The organism is Nocardioides dongkuii (genome assembly GCF_014127485.1).
GTDB classification, from domain to species: domain Bacteria; phylum Actinomycetota; class Actinomycetes; order Propionibacteriales; family Nocardioidaceae; genus Nocardioides; species Nocardioides dongkuii.
Map to the genome: position 1 here is coordinate 730,176 of NZ_CP059903.1, position 17,069 is coordinate 747,244.

Consider the following 17,069-nt stretch of genomic DNA (forward strand, 5'->3'; position numbering starts at 1 on the left):
GCGCTGCTCGGAGGGGTCGTCGCGTTCCCGCCCGCTCACACGGTGCAGTCCGGACGCGGCCCGGTCGCCAGGTCGGTGACGTCCAGGCGGATCAGGGTCGGGACGCGCGGCCGGCCGCCCTGGCGCTGGTAGTACGCCGACCCGGCCTCGCTGACCACCCACACCGCGTCCTCCCCGGAGCGGGCCAGGCCTTCGGCGCCCGGGACCAGCGCGCGGCGGCGTCCCCCCGGGCCGACCAGGATCCCGCAGCGGGTGACCGACCGGCTGAACCAGACGCCGGACCAGCGGCCGCCCAGCACGACAGCACCCTGCGCGCGTGCGGGGGCCGGCACCGACCCGACCACCTGCGCGGCGCCGACCTCGGTGACCCCCGGCGCCAGCAGCGCCTCGGTCTCCACCCAGTCCAGGACGCCGGGCCGGCGCGGGTGCCACCGGCCCAGGCCCAGCCGGCCCGCGTCGTCCCCGGTCGCGAAGGACCCCCGCAGCGGGTCGAGCAGCCGCCAGGTGCGCTGCACCGTCAGCTCGTCCTCGTCGAGGAGCAGCAGCTGCCGGGTGTCGACCAGCCAGAGGCCGTGCTCGTCGCGGACCAGGCCGCCCCCGTGCCAGCAGCGGGGCAGGTCGACGCGGTCGCGGACCGTCCCGCGCCGTAGGTCGACCCGCACCACCACGCACGTCCTCGGCTGCCCGTCGGCGTCCACCCCGCCCACCCAGGCGGTGCGGCCGGCCACCGCCAGCCCCTGCGGGACGAACCCGTCGCGGGTCGGCAGCCAGCGGTGCGCGCAGGCGTTCCGGGAGGCCCGCGTGAGCGGCCCGCAGGACGGCGGCTCCGCGGCGGTCGGCGGGCCGGCGCGGGAGGTGGTGGAGGTGCCTCCCGGGGTGCAGGCCATGGCGGTGGCGAGGACCAGGGCCACGACCAGGCCCCGGAGCGGCACCCGGCGTTGGCTAGGTTGAGGACATGCCAGTCGACCAGTCCCTCGTCGGCCGGGTCTTCCCACCCACCCGACCCTATGCCGTCACGGCCGAGGCGGTCGGTGCCTTCGCCGCCGCCTCCGGCACGCCGTACGACGGGGGCGCCGCGCCGGCGACCTTCCCGATCGTGCTCGCCTTCGACGCGATGAACGCCTTCCTCGAGGCCGAGCGGATCGACCTGCACCGCATCGTCCACGGCGAGCAGCGGTTCGCCTACGAGCGGCCGGTCGTCCCCGGCGACGTGCTGACCGCCACCCTGACCGTCGCGAGCCTGCGGACCATGGGCGGCAACGACATCATCGGCACCACCTCCGAGGTCTCCGACGCCGACGGCACCCTCGTGTGCTCGACGAGCGCCACCCTGGTGCACCGGGGGGCCGAGGCATGACGCTGGAGACCCAGACCTACACCGTCACCCGCGCCGACCTGGTGCGGTACGCCGCGGCGAGCGGCGACCACAACCCGATCCACCAGGACGACGACGTCGCCCGCAGCGTCGGGCTGCCCGGGGTGATCGCGCACGGGATGTACACGATGGCGCTCGCCGCGCGCGCCGTCGGGACCTGGTTCCCGGGCTCGGAGGTCGTCAGCCTGGGCTGCAAGTTCACCCAGCCGGTCGCCGTGCCCGCCGAGGGCGGGGTCGAGCTCGAGGTCGCCGGCGAGGAGAAGCCCGGCGACGACGGGCTGACCACGGTCGCGCTCACGGTCACCTCGGGTGGCCGGAAGGTGCTGGGGATGCCCCGCGCCGTCGTCCGGGTCCATGGCTGAGCGGCTCGCCGACCACACCACCCTGCGCCTCGGCGGCCCCGCCGGCCGCTGGGTGCGGGCGACGACGGAGGCCGACCTGGTCGAGGCGGTCGCGGCGGCCGACGCCGCCGGCGAGGACGTCCTGGTCCTGGGCGGCGGCAGCAACCTGGTGGTCGCCGACGCCGGCTTCCCCGGCACCGTCGTCGAGGTCGCCACCCGCGGCGTGACGACCGACCTCGACGGGGACGACGACCCCACCTGCGGCGGGGTGCTGGTGACCGTCGCGGCGGGGGAGGGCTGGGACGACCTCGTCGCCCTCGCGGTCCGGCGCGGCTGGGTCGGCGTCGAGGCGCTCTCCGGCATCCCCGGCTCCGTCGGCGCGACGCCGATCCAGAACGTCGGCGCCTACGGTCAGGAGGTGTCGCAGACCATCGCGTCGGTGCGGGTCTGGGACCGCCGGCTCCGCGGGGTGCGTACCTTCGCCGCGGCCGACTGCGGGTTCGGCTACCGGCACAGCCGGTTCAAGGCCGACCCCGGCCGGCACGTCGTCCTCGCGGTCACCTTCCAGCTGCGCCAGGGCACCCTCGGCGAGCCGGTGCGGTACGCCGAGCTGGCGCGCACCCTCGGCGTCGAGACCGGCGCCCGGGCCCCGCTGGCCGACGTGCGCGCGGCGGTGCTGGGGCTGCGCCGCGGCAAGGGCATGGTCCTCGACGCCGACGACCCGGACACCTGGAGCGCCGGCTCGTTCTTCACCAACCCCGTCGTCGACCCGGACGTGGTCCCCGAGGGCGCGCCCGCCTGGCCGCAGCCCGACGGCCGGGTCAAGACCAGCGCGGCCTGGCTGATCGAGCACGCGGGGTTCCACCGCGGCCACGGCGCGGGGCCGGCCACGCTGTCGACCAAGCACACCCTGGCGCTGACCAACCGCGGTGCCGCGCGCACCGAGGACCTGCTCGCGCTCGCCCGGGAGGTCCGGGACGGCGTCGAGGGGCGCTTCGGCATCCGGCTCGTCAACGAGCCGGTGCTGGTCGGCTGCGCGCTGTAGCCCCGGGCGGGAGGTCGCCTAGTAGTTGGTCTCGTTGCCCGCGGCGACCGCGATCACGATGAACAGCACCACCGCCAGCACGGCCAGCAGCAGGAGCACCGTGCTGACGATGCCGAGGACCATGCCGATGTTCGCCTCGCCGGCGCCCCGCCACCGCTGCGGCTCGGCGTCGATCTCGCGCTTCGCCCGCGCACCCACGAACCACGCGAACGGGCCGAGCAGGATCGGCAGGCCGCACACGAAGGTGCCGCCCAGGCCGACGATCCCCAGGACCAGTGCGGTGGTGGCCTGCGGGTGCATCGGCACCTGGCCGTACGCCGGGTAGCCCGGCTGGCCGTACGGCTGCCCGTACGGCGGCGGGCCGCCGTACTGCTGCTGGCCGTACTGGTTCCAGGCAGGCTGGCCGGGCTGCTGGCCGGGCTGCTGGCCGGGCTGGTCGGGCTGGCTGGGCTGGTCGGTCACGGGGCCTCCGTCGCAGTGGGGTCGGTGGCGAGCCACCGGTCGATCTCGGCGAGCACGCGGGTGCGCACGTCCTCGGGCGCCCGCGACGCCCGGACGGACATCCTCGCCAGCTCGGCCAGGGTCTGGTCGGACAGCTCGTGCGCTGCCCGCATCGTGGCGTACTGGCCGGCCAGCCGCGACCCGAACAGCAGCGGGTCGTCGGCGCCGAGCGCGATGGTGGCCCCGGCCTCGAGCAGGGTCGGCACCGGGACCGAGGTCAGGTCGGAGTAGACCCCCAGTGCGACGTTGGAGACCGGGCAGACCTCGAGCGCGACCCCGGCCGCCACGATCCGGTCGAGCAGGGAGGGGTCCTCCGCGGACCGCACGCCGTGGCCGAGCCGGTCGGGGTGCAGCGCGTCGAGGCAGGCCACGACGTGCTCGGGGCCGCGCAGCTCGCCGCCGTGGGGGACCAGCGCCAGCCCGGCCCGCTCGGCGATCGCGAACGCCGGCGCGAACTCGGCGGTGGTGCCGCGGCGCTCGTCGTTGGAGAGCCCGAAGCCGACCACGCCGCGCCCGGCGTACTGCGCGGCCAGCCGGGCCAGGGTGCGGGCGTCGAGGGGGTGCCGGGTGCGGTTCGCCGCGACCACCACGGCCATGCCGAGCCCCGTGGCCTGCGAGGCGTCGCGCACGGCGTCGAGGACCAGGTCGGTGAAGGCCGTGATGCCGCCGAACCGGGCGCCGTACCCGCTGGGGTCGACCTGGATCTCCAGCCACCGGCCGCCGTCGCGGACGTCGTCCTCGGCGGCCTCCCGGACCAGCCGGCGTACGTCGTCCTCGGTGCGCAGCACCGAGCGCGCGACGTCGTAGAGCCGCTGGAAGCGGAACCAGCCCTTCTCGTCCGCGGCCGAGAGCTGCGGCGGCCAGTCCTCGACCAGCTGGTCGGGCAGGCTGATGCCGTCGCGCTCCGCCAGCTCCAGCAGGGTGGTGTGCCGCATCGACCCCGTGAAGTGCAGGTGGAGGTGCGCCTTGGGGAGCGCGTGCAGGTCTCTCAACTACGCGAAGAGCTTCTGGAGGCGGGAGATCCCCTCCACGAGGTCGTCGTCGCCGAGGGCGTAGGAGAGCCGCAGGTAGCCGGGCGAGCCGAACGCCTCGCCGGGGACCACCGCGACCTCCGCCTCCTCGAGGATGTACTCGGCGAGCTCGGCCGACGTGGTGATCGTCCGCCCGCCGTGCTCCCGGCCGAGCAGGCCCTTGACCGAGGGGTAGGCGTAGAACGCGCCGCCCGGCATCGGGCACACGACGCCGTCGATCTCCTGGAGCATCCGGACGATCGTGTGGCGGCGGCGGTCGAAGGCGGTCTTCATCTCCTCGACGGCGGTGAGGTCGCCCTCGAGCGCGGCGATCGCGGCTCGCTGGGAGACGTTGGCGACGTTGGAGGTGGCGTGGGACTGCAGGTTGGTCGCGGCCTTGACCAGGTCCTTCGGGCCGATCAGCCAGCCGACCCGCCAGCCGGTCATCGCGTAGGTCTTGGCGACGCCGTTGACCACGACGCAGTTGTCCTGGAGCTCGGGGCACAGCACCGGCATCGAGCCGGTGTCGACGCCGTCGTAGACGAGGTGCTCGTAGATCTCGTCGGTGAGCACCCACAGCTGGTGCTCCTCGACCCAGGCGCCGATCGCCCGGATCTCGTCGGCGGTGTAGACCGCGCCGGTCGGGTTCGAGGGGGAGACGAACAGCAGCACCTTGGTGCGCTCGGTGCGGGCCGCCTCGAGCTGCTCGACGGTGACCTTGTAGTCCTGGGTCTCGTCGGCGAGCACCTCGACGGGCGTGCCGCCGGCGAGCGCGATCGCCTCGGGGTACGTCGTCCAGTACGGCGCCGGCACGATCACCTCGTCGCCCGGGTCGATCATCGCGGCGAACGCCTCGTAGATCGCCTGCTTGCCGCCGTTGGTCACCAGCACCTGGGAGGGCTCGACGACCAGGCCGCTGTCGCGCTCGGTCTTGGCGACGATCGCCGCCTTGAGCTCGGGCAGGCCGCCGGCCGGGGTGTAGCGGTGGTTGCGCGGGTCGCGGCACGCGTCGACGGCGGCGTCGACGATGTAGTCGGGGGTGGGGAAGTCCGGCTCGCCCGCGCCGAAGCCGATCACCGGACGGCCCTCGGCCTTGAGCGCCTTGGCCTTGGCGTCCACCTTCAGCGTCGCGGACTCGGCGATCGCGCCGATGCGCTGCGAGACGCGGCGGTCACGCGGACCGCCGACTGCGGAGTCGGGTGCGGGGGCGCTCGAGGTCATGGGTCCATCGTAGGGGCGGTGGGCGACCGGTTTGGACGCCGCCTCCCCGGACCCCGTAGACTCCACCGATGGTGGATTCCCCGCATGCTTCCGCATGCCCGGAGACCACCGGAGGGCACTAGCTCAACTGGCAGAGCATCGGTCTCCAAAACCGAAGGTTGGGGGTTCAAGTCCCTCGTGCCCTGCAGGACAACCGGTCACCGGGCCGGTCGGATGAACGAGGAGAGGTGGCGTCGGTGTCGGACACGTCGGACAGCACGTCGGGCAAGGCGGCCCGCGGTCCCCGCGGCGACGACGGGGCCGACAAGCGCACCAGCCCCACCACGTTCTACCGGCAGGTGGTCGCCGAGCTGCGGAAGGTCGTCTACCCGACGCAGGAGCAGCTGATCACGTACTTCCTCGTGGTCATGGTGTTCGTGGTCGTGATGATGGCGCTGATCGCCACCCTCGACCTGGCCTTCGGCAGGCTGGCGTTCGCCGTCTTCACGGGGCCCGACCAGCAGTGACCGCACGGCCCGGCCGGGCGACCGGCCCGGCCGCGGTCCACCCGCCCGGCGACCAGCCGAGCGCGAGACGAGCACAGCGAAGCGATGGAGCAGCAGGTGTCGGAGCAGCAGGACCCGTTCGAGGTCGACGCGAAGCCCGAGGGTGACCTCGAGGACCAGTACGGCGAGCCCGACGAGGGCCAGGAGGTCCAGCTGGACCCCGCCCTCGACACCGAGGTCACCGACGAGGACACCGACGAGGCCATGGGTCTCGACGACACGGACGCCGAGGGCGCGACCAGTCGCGACCTCAGCGCCGCGGAGGGTGACGAGGACCCGGTCACCGAGGTCGACGCCGAGGAGCCCGAGGACGAGGACCCGCTCGAGGCGTTCCGCCGCGAGCTGTGGGCCAAGCCGGGCGACTGGTTCGTCGTGCACACCTACTCCGGCATGGAGAACCGGGTGAAGTCGAACCTCGAGAACCGGATCATCTCCTTGAACATGGAGGACTACATCCACGAGATCGTGGTCCCCACCGAGGAGGTCGCCGAGATCAAGAACGGCCAGCGCAAGATGGTCAAGCGCACCGTGCTCCCCGGCTACGTCCTGGTCCGCATGGACCTCACCGACGAGTCCTGGTCGGCCGTGCGGCACACGCCGTCGGTCACCGGCTTCGTCGGCCACAGCCACCAGCCGGTGCCGCTGAGCATGAGCGAGGTCGAGAGCATGCTCGCGCCCGCCGTGGTCGCCCAGGCCGAGGCCGAGGCCGCCGCCGCCGGCACCGCGTCGTCCACCGGCAGCGCCACCACCGCCAAGCGCCCGGTCGAGGTCGCCGACTTCGACGTCTCCGACTCGGTCATGGTGGTCGACGGCCCGTTCGCCACGCTGCACGCCACGATCACCGAGATCAACGCCGAGTCGCAGCGGGTCAAGGCCCTCGTCGAGATCTTCGGCCGCGAGACCCCGGTCGAGCTCTCGTTCAGCCAGATTCAGCGAGTCTGAGTCCGAGGCCCGCCCCCGGAGCTTGCTCCGGGGCGTAGGCCGAGGAGGTCGAGTAGCGCCACGGCTGAGGAACGAAGCCGTGACGCGCGTACCGAGACCCTCAGGGCCGATTGGCCAGGACCCGCGGGAATCCCGCACACTAGATCGGTTGTTCAGCAACTCAGGTGGCAGAGGGCGTCGTACGCCCTCGTCATGACCACGGAACAGGAAGAGAAGCAACATGCCTCCCAAGAAGAAGATCGCCGCACTGGTCAAGGTGCAGCTGCAGGCCGGCGCCGCGACGCCCGCCCCGCCGGTCGGTACCGCCCTCGGTCCGCACGGCGTGAACATCATGGAGTTCTGCAAGGCGTACAACGCCCAGACCGAGCCCATGCGCGGCAACGTGATCCCCGTCGAGATCACCATCTACGAGGACCGGTCCTTCACCTTCATCACGAAGACCCCGCCGGCCGCGGAGCTGATCAAGAAGGCCGCCGGTGTCCAGAAGGGCTCGGGTGTCCCGCACAAGGAGAAGGTCGCGAAGCTCACCAAGGACCAGATCCGCGAGATCGCGCAGACCAAGCTGCCCGACCTCAACGCCAACGACATCGATGCCGCGATGAAGATCGTCGAGGGCACCGCCCGCTCCATGGGCGTCACCACCGACTGACGCACGGGGGCTCCGGCCCCGACCACGCACATGTGGCAGAGCCGCGCTGGCTCACCTGACCACGACTGGCACTGAAGAGAAGAGAACCAGACATGCAGCGCAGCAAGACCTACCGCGCAGCGGCGGACACGTTCGACAAGGACGAGCTCTACTCGCCGCTCTCCGCGATCAAGATCGCCAAGACCGCCAGCAAGAAGAAGTTTGACGAGACCGTCGACGTCGTGATGCGCCTCGGCGTCGACCCGCGCAAGGCCGACCAGATGGTCCGCGGCACCGTCAACCTCCCGCACGGCACCGGCAAGACCGCTCGCGTCCTCGTGTTCGCGAACGGCGACAAGGCCGAGGCCGCCCGTGAGGCCGGCGCCGACGTCGTCGGTGGCGACGAGCTCATCGAGAAGGTCGCGGGCGGCTGGCTCGACTTCGACGCCGTCGTCGCGACCCCCGACATGATGGGCAAGGTCGGCCGGCTGGGCCGCGTGCTGGGCCCCCGTGGCCTGATGCCGAACCCCAAGACCGGCACCGTCACCCCGGACGTCGCGAAGGCCGTCACGGAGATCAAGGGCGGCAAGATCGAGTTCCGCGTCGACCGGCACGCCAACCTGCACTTCATCATCGGCAAGGCCTCCTTCGCCGAGTCGCAGCTCGCGGAGAACTACGCCGCGGCGCTCGAGGAGGTGCTCCGGCTCAAGCCGGCCAGCTCCAAGGGCCGCTACCTCCGCAAGGTCACCGTCTCCACGACGATGGGCCCGGGCGTCCAGGTGGACCCCAACCGCACCAAGAACGTCGCGAGCGACGACGAGGGCCAGGCCTGACGCCTGGTCGGTCGAGCTCCTCGACGCCCCGGTCACCCTCGCGGTGACCGGGGCGTCGTACGTTCGGGCCATGGTCGCGAACCCCCGCTGCGTGATCCTCGACGACTACCAGGGCGTCGCGACGACGTACGCCGACTGGTCGGCGCTGCCGGTCGACGTCGAGGTCGTGCGCGAGCACCTCGATCCCGACGCGACCGCGGCGGCGCTGGCGGGCGCCGAGGTCGCGGTGCTGATGCGGGAGCGGACCCCGCTGGGTCGCGAGCTCCTCGACCGGCTGCCCGACCTGCGACTGGTCGTGACCACGGGCATGCGCAACGCTGCGATCGACCTGGAGGCGTGCCGGGAGCGGGGCATCCCGGTCTGCGGCACCGAGTCGTCGAAGTCGCCCCCCGCCGAGCTCACCTGGGCGCTGGTGCTGGGACTGCTGCGCCACGTGGTGCCCGAGTCGCGGGCCCTCGCGGCCGGCGTCTGGCAGACGACCGTCGGTGGCGACCTCGCCGGCCGGACCCTCGCCCTGCTCGGGCTGGGCGCGATCGGGTCCCGGGTCGCCCGGGTCGGCGCCGCCTTCGAGATGGACGTGGTCGCGTGGAGCCCGCACCTGACCGACGCGCGCGCCGCGGAGGCCGGTGTGCGCCGGGTGGGGAGGGACGAGCTGTTCGCGCGCGCCGACGTGCTCTCCCTGCACCTGGTGCTGGGGGAGACGACCCGCGGGATCGTGGGGGAGCGCGAGCTCGGCCTGCTGCGGCCCTCGGCGTACCTGGTGAACACCTCGCGCGCCGGCCTCGTCGACTCCGCCGCGCTGCTCCGCGCCCTCGACGAGGGCCGGCTGGCCGGCGCCGGGCTGGACGTGTTCGAGACCGAGCCGCTGCCGCCGGGCGACCCGCTGCGCGACCATCCGCGGGTGCTGGCCACCCCGCACCTGGGCTACGTGACCGAGGCCAACTACCGCCGCTTCTTCACCGCTGCCGTCGAGGACGTCGCCGCCTGGCTCGCCGGGTCCCCGGTGCGCGAGCTGCGCTGACCCGGTCGCGTTGATTTGGTCACGGTCACGGCACCGCCGTACAGTTCCCTTGAAACCAGAGACCGCCGGTGGTCGGGCTGTGCATGCAGCCGGACCGAAGGTTCCGTGAGAAGCGGACGGCCTGCGCAGGGGACAGAGCACTGCACGAGAGATCGTGTCCACGCCCTGAGCCTGCGCTCAGGGCGTTCGTCGTTCCCGGGCTCCGTGCCGGTGGTCCCAGTCCGGAAGGAGACCCATGGCGCGGGCAGACAGGAACGCCGCCGTCGCGGAGATCGTTGAGTCCTTCAACGATTCCGCTGGTGCCGTGCTGACCGAGTACCGCGGTCTCACCGTCAAGGAGCTGCAGAACCTTCGCCGCTCCCTGGGTGAGAACGCCAACTACGCCGTGGTCAAGAACACGCTGGCCAAGATCGCCGCCAACCAGGTGGGCATCTCCGGCTTCGACGACCTGCTGACCGGCCCGACCGCGATCGCCTTCATCCAGGGCGACGTCGTCGAGGCGGCCAAGGGTCTGCGTGACTTTGCCAAGGCCAACCCCACCCTGGTCATCAAGGGTGGAGTCCTGGACGGCAACATCCTCGACGCTGCCGAGATCGCCAAGCTGGCCGATCTCGAGTCGCGCGAGGTGCTCCTGGGCAAGCTCGCGGGCGCCATGCTCGCCTCGCTCAGCCAGGCCGTCTACCTCCTCAACGCCCCGCTCGCACAGGCTGCCCGGCTCGCCGGCGCCCTGCAGGCGAAGGCCGAGGAGGACCCCACGATCCTCGCAGGTGGTGCCGGTACGCCGGCCGCCGCCGAGGAGGCCCCGGCCCCCGAGGCCGCTGCCGAGGAGACCCCCGCCGAGGAGCCGTCCACCGACGCTCCCGACGCGGAGGCCCCCGAGGCCGCTGCCGACGAGGCCGAGTCCACCGACGCCTGACACCAGGCTGACCACACCACCTGAAACCCGGTCCGGCGCCGCACGCGGCGCCCCGGACCACCGAATGGAAGGAACGCCACCATGGCGAAGCTCAGCACCGACGAGCTCCTTGACGCCTTCAAGGAGATGACCCTGATCGAGCTCTCCGAGTTCGTGAAGCAGTTCGAGGAGACCTTCGGCGTCACCGCCGCCGCCCCCGTCGCCGTTGCCGCGGCCCCTGCTGCCGGCGGCGCCGGCGGCGGTGCCGAGGAGGCCGCTGTCCAGGACGAGTTCGACGTCGTCCTCGAGGCCGCTGGTGACAAGAAGATCAACGTCATCAAGGAGGTGCGCGCGCTCACGTCCCTCGGCCTCAAGGAGGCCAAGGACCTGGTCGAGTCCGCCCCCAAGGCGATCCTCGAGAAGGTCGACAAGGCCACGGCCGACAAGGCCAAGGAGCAGCTCGAGGGCGCCGGCGCCTCGGTCACCCTCAAGTGACGATGCCTGTCACCGGCTGACCAGCCGACTGCTGCCAAGGGCGGCCACCCGCAGGGGTGGCCGCCCTTGGTGCGTCTCCGGGCCCTCGTGCCGGTTTGGGCGCGCGACGTGATGGGCACGACAAACCCTGGCTGGCAACGGGTGGAGTTTCCGCAGGTCGGGCTGGGTGCGCGGGCGTCATCTCGGTGGGTGAGGGGTGAGTGACGCCGGGCACATGGAGCGCGTAACCTCCTCGCCGTAACTCCGTTGTTACTGGTCAGTGGCACGTGCGTTCACCGGACGCGTGTGGGGAGCAGGGACCGGAGCGGGCCTCGGTCGGAGAAGGGTGTCACCAGCATGGGCGTGGAGATCAAGGTCGACGACCTGAGCAAGTCGTTCGGCAAGCAGCTCATCTGGGGCGACGTGACCCTCACCGTGCCCGCGGGCGAGATCTGCGTGATGCTCGGCCCCTCGGGCACGGGCAAGTCGGTGTTCCTCAAGACCCTGATCGGGCTGCTCAAGCCCGACAAGGGCTCGATCATCATCGAGGGCACCGACATCGCGAGCTGCTCGGAGAAGGAGCTCTACGAGATCCGCAAGCTCTTCGGCGTGCTGTTCCAGGACGGCGCGATGTTCGGCTCGATGAACCTCTACGACAACGTCGCGTTCCCGCTGCGCGAGCACACCAAGAAGTCCGAGTCCGAGGTCCGCGACATCGTCATGGAGAAGATGGACCTGGTCGGCCTGATCGGCGCCGAGGACAAGCTTCCCGGCGAGATCTCCGGCGGCATGCGCAAGCGCGCCGGCCTGGCCCGCGCGCTGGTGCTCGACCCCGAGATCGTGCTCTTCGACGAGCCCGACTCCGGCCTGGACCCGGTCCGCACGGCGTTCCTCAACCAGCTCATCGTCGACCTGAACGCCCAGATCGACGCCACGTTCCTCATCGTCACCCACGACATCAACACCGCCCGCACGGTGCCGGACAACATCGGCCTGCTCTACCACCGGCACCTCGCGATGTTCGGCCCCCGCGAGATGCTGCTGTCCTCCGAGGAGCCGGTCGTGCGCCAGTTCCTCAACGCCCAGCGGGTCGGCCCGATCGGCATGTCCGAGGAGAAGGACGCCGACGAGCTCGCCGCCGAGGAGGGCCAGGAGCTGCCCCCGCTGCCGCCGATCCCGCTGCAGATCGAGCCCTCCAACGGCATCCCGCGTCGCTCCCAGCGTGACCCGGGCGCCTGGTGCCGCGAGCACGGCGTGACCCCGCCCCCGGGCTCGTTCGAGGGCGACATGGCCCTGACGACGGGCAGCTGAGACGACCTTGGCATCTCTCACCAGCAGCCGGGTGCTGAAGCCCGCCGCGACAGCGGGCGGGCTCTTCGCCTTCGGCCTCGATGTCGCGCGGGCGCTGTTCCAGCGCCCGTTCCAGCTGCGCGAGTTCCTGCAGCAGGCGTGGTTCCTCGCGTCGGTCACGATCATCCCGACCGCGCTGGTCGCCATCCCCTTCGGCGCGGTGATCGCGCTCCAGGTCGGCGGCCTGATCAAGCAGTTCGGCGCGCAGTCCTTCACCGGGTCCGCCTCGGTGCTGGCGGTCGTCCAGCAGGCCGGCCCGATCGCCACGGCGCTGCTGATCGCCGGCGCCGGCGGCTCCGCCATCGCCGCGGACCTCGGCGCGCGGAAGATCCGCGAGGAGCTCGACGCGATGATGGTGCTGGGCATCGACCCGATCCAGCGCCTCGTCGTCCCGCGCGTGCTCGCCTGCATGCTGGTCGCGTTCTTCCTCAACGGGCTGGTCACCGTCGTCGGCGTGGCCGGCGGCTACGTCTTCAACGTGGTCCTCCAGGAGGGCACGCCCGGCGCCTACCTGGCCAGCTTCACCGCGCTCGCGCAGCTCTCCGACCTGTGGATCGGCCTGGTCAAGGCGCTGGTGTTCGGCTTCATCGCCGCGATCGTCGCCTGCTACAAGGGCATGAGCGCCGGCGGCGGGCCCAAGGGCGTCGGCGACGCCGTCAACGAGTCGGTCGTCATCACGTTCCTGCTGCTGTTCGTCGTCAACTTCGTCCTGAGCACGGTCTACCTCCAGATCGTCCCGCCGAAGACGGGTTGAGGACATGGCCAACCTGCGCGCTGTCTACACCCGCCCGATGGAGTCGCTCTCGACCCTCGGCGCCCAGCTCTCCTTCTACTTCGGCGTCCTGCGCGCCGTCCCGCGCTCGGTCCGGCGCTACCCGCGCGAGATCATGCGGATCCTGGCCGAGGTCACCCTCGGCTCGGGGGCGCTCGCGGTCATCGGCGGGACCGTCGGCGTGATCATCGGCATGACCTTCTTCACCGGGGCCCAGGTCGGGCTGTCCGGGTACGCCGCGCTCGACCAGATCGGCACGGCGCCGTTCGCGGGCTTCGTCTCGGCGTACTTCAACACCCGGGAGATCGCGCCGCTGGTCGCCGGGATCGCGCTCGCCGCCACGGTCGGCTGCGGGTTCACCGCCCAGCTCGGCGCGATGCGCATCTCCGAGGAGGTCGACGCCCTCGAGGTGATGGCGATCCCCTCGATGCCCTTCCTGGTCGCCACCCGCGTCGTGGGCGGCCTGATCGCGATCATCCCGCTGTACGTCGTCGGCCTGCTGTCGTCGTACTTCGCCAGCCGGCTGATCGTCACGCAGTTCTACGGGCAGAGCGCCGGCACCTACGACTACTACTTCAACCGCTTCCTGCCGCCCGAGGACGTCTTGTGGTCCTTCGGCAAGGTGCTGGTCTTCGCGGTCGTCGTGATCCTGATCCACTGCTACCACGGCTACACCGCCTCCGGCGGCCCAGCGGGCGTGGGCGTCGCGGTCGGCCGGGCGGTGCGGACCAGCATCGTGGCGATCAACGTGATCGACCTGCTGCTCTCGATGGCCATCTGGGGTGCGAACACGACCGTGCGGTTGGCGGGGTGAGGGCCCGATGAGGTTCCGCGTCCTGGGCGCCGTGTTCGTCGCGTTCGTCGTGCTGTCGGTCTACCTGACCTACGCCGTGTTCACGAAGAAGTTCACCGAGTACGACGAGGTCACCCTGCAGACCTCGAAGATCGGCCTGCAGCTGCCCGACCGCGCCGACGTCAAGATCCGCGGCGTCATCGTCGGGGAGGTCATCGACTCCCGCGCGATCGATGACGACGGCAACGCCGAGCTGACCCTCGGGCTGTTCCCGGACCAGCGCGACATCATCCCGGCCGACGTCACGGCGCGGATCCTGCCCAAGACGCTCTTCGGCGAGAAGTTCGTCGCGCTGCAGGTGCCCGACCAGCCCAGCGGCGACCCCATCGAGGCGGGGGACCGGATCACCCAGACGGAGGTCTCGATCGAGGTCGAGAAGGTCCTCGCCGACCTCTACCCGCTGCTGCAGACCGTCCAGCCGGTCCAGCTCAACAACACCCTCAACGCGGTCTCGACCGCTCTCGAGGGCCGCGGGGAGCAGCTGGGCGAGACCCTCGTGACGCTCGACGGCTACCTGAAGCGGATCAACCCGCAGCTCCCGCTGCTCGTCGACGACCTGACGCTGGCCGCGCGCACCTCCGACGTCTACCGCGACATCCTGCCCGAGGTGGCGCAGATCCTCCGGGACCAGATCGTCACCACCGGCACCCTCGAGGGCCGCGAGGACAAGCTGCGGGCCCTGTTCACCGACGTCTCGGCGTTCTCCGACTACACCCGCGGCTTCCTCGCCCGCAACGAGCAGGCGCTCGTGCAGGTCGGCGAGGTCAGCGTGCCCACCCTCGAGCTGCTCGCCCGGTACTCCCCGGAGTTCCCCTGCCTGGCCGGGGGCATCGTCGGCGCAGGCAAGCGGCAGGCCGAGGCGTTCCGCAACTACACCCTGCACATCAACCTCGAGCTGATCCCCAACCAGCCCCGGCGCTACACCGAGGCCGACCAGCCGCGCTTCGGCGAGAGCCGCGACCCGCACTGCGGCACGCTGCCCGACCCGCCGTTCAACCAGGAGAACCGCTACCAGCAGCCGTCCTTCGACGACGGCGTCGACGAGGAGACCGGCAAGGGCACGATCCGCGTCGCTCCCGACCTGGAGCGCCGGGTCGTCGACCCCGGGCAGTACGTCGGCAGCGCGGCCGAGGCCGACCTGATCAACACCCTGCTCGCGCCCGTGCTGGGCCGCACCGAGGCGCAGGTGCCCGACCTCGGCGCCGTCCTGCTCGGGCCCATGGTCCGTGGCTCGGAGGTGTCGCTGCGATGAAGCTCCTGGACAAGAAGACCAGCGCCGACGCCAGCCGGCTGCTCGTCTTCATCCTGTTGACGACGATGGCCACCTCGCTCCTGGTGATCCTCATCGGCAACGTCACCTTCGGTGAGGCCCGCTCCTACCGCGCGGTCTTCACCGACGTGACCGGCGTGGTCGAGGGCGACGACGTCCGGGTCGCCGGCGTGAAGGTCGGCACCGTCGAGGACATCGAGCTGCGCGACGACCGCGCGGTGCTCACCTTCAGCGTGGCCGAGGGCACCAGCGTCACCGGCGCGACCGAGGCGACCGTGCGCTACCGCAACCTCGTCGGCCAGCGCTACGTGTCGCTGACCGACGGCATCGGCGACGCCCGGGAGCTGAAGGAGGGCGCCACGATCCCGGTCGAGCGCACCGCCCCGGCGCTCGACCTCACCGTGCTGTTCAACGGCTTCAAGCCGCTCTTCGAGGCGCTCACGCCCGAGGACGTCAACCGGCTCTCCTACGAGATCGTCCAGGTCTTCCAGGGCGAGGGCGGCACGGTCGAGAGCCTGCTCGCCAACACCGCCTCGATCACGACGACGCTCGCCGACCGCGACGAGGTGATCAGCAGCCTGATCACGAACCTCGACGACGTGCTGACCCGGATCGGCCGGCGCGACGACGAGCTCTCCGCGCTGATCGTGAACTTCCGCGACCTGGTCGGCGGCCTCAAGGACGACCGCCGGGCGATCCTGGGGTCGCTGGAGCAGATCTCCGTGCTCTCGACGGAGACCGCCGGCCTGGTGGACGGCATCCGCGAGCCGTTCGTGAAGGACATCCGCGAGCTGCGGCGGTTCGCCGGCAACCTCAACGAGCCGCAGAACCGCGCCGAGCTGGACCGCGCGATGCAGGTCCTCCCGATCAAGCTGGAGAAGATCGGCCGCACCGCGATCTACGGCTCCTACTTCAACTTCTTCCTCTGCGACTTCAAGGCCGACGTCTCCCTGGCCGGGCAGGAGCTGGTCGGGCTGCAGTTCCCGCCGGACGGCCTCAAGGCGCCCGAGAGGTGTGACCTCGGATGAAGCCCTTCCGCGACCGCAACCCCGTGACCATCGGGCTGGTCGGCATCGTCGTGCTGGCCGCCATGCTGGTCGCCGCGTTCCGCGCCCAGGACCTGCCGCTCATCGGCGGGGGCGACACCTACTACGCGGCGTTCACCGAGGCCGGCGGCCTCGAGCCCGACGACGAGGTCCGCATCGCCGGCGTCCGGGTCGGCATCGTGGAGTCCATCGAGCTCGACGAGGGCGAGGTCAAGGTCGGCTTCCGGCTCGAGGAGCCCGCCGACCTCGGCCAGGAGACCGGCGCCGCGATCAAGGTCAAGACGCTGCTCGGCGACATGTTCCTCGCGCTCGAGCCCGCCGGTCCCGGCGAGCTGAAGGAGGGCGCCGAGATCCCCGCCGACCGCACGGTCGCGCCGTACGACGTGGTCGAGGCGTTCGAGGGGCTCGCCGACACCGCGGGGGAGATCGACTCCGACCAGCTGGCCGAGGCGTTCACCACGGTGGCCGACCTGGGGCGCGACACGCCCGAGGAGTTCCGCGCGGCGCTGGACGGGCTCTCGCGGCTCTCCCGCAACCTGGCCGCCAAGGACGACGAGATCGGGTCGCTGCTGCAGAGCCTGACCAAGGTCACCGCCGTGCTCGACGAGCGCGGCCAGGACCTCGTCGACCTGATGGCCGACGCCGACGTGCTCTTCCGGGCGCTGGTGAACCGCCGCGACGTCGTGCACCAGTTGCTGGTGACCACCACGCAGATGTCGACCGAGCTGACCGCGCTGGTCCGCGAGAGCCGCGCCGACCTCACGCCGGCGCTCGAGGAGCTCGAGGGCGTCGTGAACCTGCTGCTGAAGAACGAGGACAACCTCGACTCCGCCCTGCGGCTGATGGCCCCGTTCTACCGGGTGTTCGCCAACACGCTCTCGACCGGGCCGTGGTTCGACACCTTCATCCAGAACTTCCCGTCCTCGCTCCCGCAGCTGGGAGGCTGA

Annotated in this window: 20 protein-coding genes and 1 tRNA gene; 17 read left to right on the top strand and 4 right to left on the bottom strand. The window is 71.6% G+C overall.

Annotated elements, in window-relative coordinates; translation table 11 throughout:
- Nucleotides 1–35 precede the first annotated feature (35 nt).
- The gene (locus H4O22_RS03420; protein ID WP_182525674.1) at nucleotides 36–932 is read right to left on the bottom strand and encodes a hypothetical protein; all 897 of its coding nucleotides are present in this window, start codon (nucleotides 930–932) and stop codon (nucleotides 36–38) included.
- 23 nt (nucleotides 933–955) lie between these two features.
- Here H4O22_RS03420 and H4O22_RS03425 point away from each other — a divergent pair, with 23 nt between their 5' ends.
- Genes H4O22_RS03425 through H4O22_RS03435 form a run of 3 tightly spaced genes read left to right on the top strand, consistent with a single transcriptional unit; the run spans nucleotide 956 to nucleotide 2,761 of the window.
- On the top strand, nucleotides 956–1,357 hold the full coding sequence (locus H4O22_RS03425) for an FAS1-like dehydratase domain-containing protein (protein ID WP_182525675.1): 402 nt from the start codon (nucleotides 956–958) through the stop codon (nucleotides 1,355–1,357).
- Nucleotides 1,354–1,737 (top strand): MaoC/PaaZ C-terminal domain-containing protein, encoded by a 384-nt coding sequence (locus H4O22_RS03430; RefSeq protein ID WP_182525676.1) that lies wholly within the window; start codon nucleotides 1,354–1,356, stop codon nucleotides 1,735–1,737. Before H4O22_RS03425 ends, H4O22_RS03430 begins: the two co-directional genes overlap by 4 nt.
- Entirely contained in the window at nucleotides 1,730–2,761 is a 1,032-nt protein-coding gene (locus H4O22_RS03435; RefSeq protein ID WP_182525677.1) for a UDP-N-acetylmuramate dehydrogenase, read from the top strand. Before H4O22_RS03430 ends, H4O22_RS03435 begins: the two co-directional genes overlap by 8 nt.
- A gap of 18 nt (nucleotides 2,762–2,779) precedes the next feature.
- Here the strand turns inward: H4O22_RS03435 and H4O22_RS03440 are convergent, their stop codons facing one another.
- The 3 genes from H4O22_RS03440 to H4O22_RS03450 are packed head-to-tail and all read right to left on the bottom strand — an operon-like array spanning nucleotide 2,780 to nucleotide 5,493.
- Nucleotides 2,780–3,223 (bottom strand): DUF4190 domain-containing protein, encoded by a 444-nt coding sequence (locus tag H4O22_RS03440; protein ID WP_182525678.1) that lies wholly within the window; start codon nucleotides 3,221–3,223, stop codon nucleotides 2,780–2,782.
- The gene (locus H4O22_RS03445) at nucleotides 3,220–4,254 is read right to left on the bottom strand and encodes an adenosine deaminase (protein WP_182525679.1); all 1,035 of its coding nucleotides are present in this window, start codon (nucleotides 4,252–4,254) and stop codon (nucleotides 3,220–3,222) included. The genes H4O22_RS03440 and H4O22_RS03445 overlap by 4 nt, the downstream gene beginning before the upstream one ends.
- Nucleotides 4,255–5,493, bottom strand: coding sequence for a pyridoxal phosphate-dependent aminotransferase (locus H4O22_RS03450; protein WP_182525680.1), 1,239 nt, complete (start codon nucleotides 5,491–5,493; stop codon nucleotides 4,255–4,257). It abuts the gene before it with no gap.
- Nucleotides 5,494–5,605: 112 nt separating this feature from the next.
- Between H4O22_RS03450 and H4O22_RS03455 the strand changes: the two genes are divergently transcribed.
- From H4O22_RS03455 to H4O22_RS03520, 14 genes are all read left to right on the top strand, one after another.
- A tRNA-Trp gene (locus H4O22_RS03455) sits at nucleotides 5,606–5,678 on the top strand.
- Nucleotides 5,679–5,729: 51 nt separating this feature from the next.
- Nucleotides 5,730–5,999, top strand: a complete 270-nt coding sequence (secE, locus tag H4O22_RS03460; protein WP_220451277.1) for a preprotein translocase subunit SecE — start codon at nucleotides 5,730–5,732, stop codon at nucleotides 5,997–5,999.
- An 84-nt stretch (nucleotides 6,000–6,083) separates the two neighbouring features.
- Entirely contained in the window at nucleotides 6,084–6,980 is an 897-nt protein-coding gene (nusG, locus tag H4O22_RS03465; RefSeq protein ID WP_227466362.1) for a transcription termination/antitermination protein NusG, read from the top strand.
- Nucleotides 6,981–7,200: 220 nt separating this feature from the next.
- Nucleotides 7,201–7,629 (top strand): 50S ribosomal protein L11, encoded by a 429-nt coding sequence (gene rplK, locus H4O22_RS03470; RefSeq protein WP_182525681.1) that lies wholly within the window; start codon nucleotides 7,201–7,203, stop codon nucleotides 7,627–7,629.
- 92 nt (nucleotides 7,630–7,721) lie between these two features.
- Nucleotides 7,722–8,441 (top strand): 50S ribosomal protein L1, encoded by a 720-nt coding sequence (gene rplA, locus H4O22_RS03475; protein ID WP_182525682.1) that lies wholly within the window; start codon nucleotides 7,722–7,724, stop codon nucleotides 8,439–8,441.
- Between the two features lie 70 nt (nucleotides 8,442–8,511).
- Nucleotides 8,512–9,462: a D-2-hydroxyacid dehydrogenase family protein gene (locus H4O22_RS03480; RefSeq protein ID WP_182525683.1), complete on the top strand. Its 951-nt coding sequence runs from the start codon at nucleotides 8,512–8,514 to the stop codon at nucleotides 9,460–9,462.
- 235 nt (nucleotides 9,463–9,697) lie between these two features.
- Entirely contained in the window at nucleotides 9,698–10,378 is a 681-nt protein-coding gene (gene rplJ, locus H4O22_RS03485) for a 50S ribosomal protein L10 (protein ID WP_182525684.1), read from the top strand.
- Between the two features lie 81 nt (nucleotides 10,379–10,459).
- Entirely contained in the window at nucleotides 10,460–10,852 is a 393-nt protein-coding gene (gene rplL / locus H4O22_RS03490) for a 50S ribosomal protein L7/L12 (protein WP_182525685.1), read from the top strand.
- 336 nt (nucleotides 10,853–11,188) lie between these two features.
- Nucleotides 11,189–12,142, top strand: coding sequence for an ABC transporter ATP-binding protein (locus tag H4O22_RS03495; RefSeq protein ID WP_182525686.1), 954 nt, complete (start codon nucleotides 11,189–11,191; stop codon nucleotides 12,140–12,142).
- A gap of 7 nt (nucleotides 12,143–12,149) precedes the next feature.
- Nucleotides 12,150–12,935 carry an MlaE family ABC transporter permease gene (locus H4O22_RS03500; RefSeq protein WP_182525687.1) on the top strand — a complete coding sequence of 262 codons (786 nt, stop codon included), beginning with the start codon at nucleotides 12,150–12,152 and terminating at the stop codon, nucleotides 12,933–12,935.
- A gap of 4 nt (nucleotides 12,936–12,939) precedes the next feature.
- Nucleotides 12,940–13,767, top strand: coding sequence for an MlaE family ABC transporter permease (locus H4O22_RS03505; protein ID WP_182525688.1), 828 nt, complete (start codon nucleotides 12,940–12,942; stop codon nucleotides 13,765–13,767).
- Nucleotides 13,768–13,774: 7 nt separating this feature from the next.
- Entirely contained in the window at nucleotides 13,775–15,058 is a 1,284-nt protein-coding gene (locus tag H4O22_RS03510) for an MCE family protein (RefSeq protein WP_182525689.1), read from the top strand.
- A complete protein-coding gene (locus H4O22_RS03515) occupies nucleotides 15,055–16,104 on the top strand; it encodes an MCE family protein (protein ID WP_182525690.1) in 1,050 nt (349 codons plus the stop codon). The genes H4O22_RS03510 and H4O22_RS03515 overlap by 4 nt, the downstream gene beginning before the upstream one ends.
- Complete coding sequence (locus H4O22_RS03520; RefSeq protein ID WP_182525691.1) at nucleotides 16,101–17,069, top strand: MCE family protein; 969 nt, start codon at nucleotides 16,101–16,103, stop codon at nucleotides 17,067–17,069. Before H4O22_RS03515 ends, H4O22_RS03520 begins: the two co-directional genes overlap by 4 nt.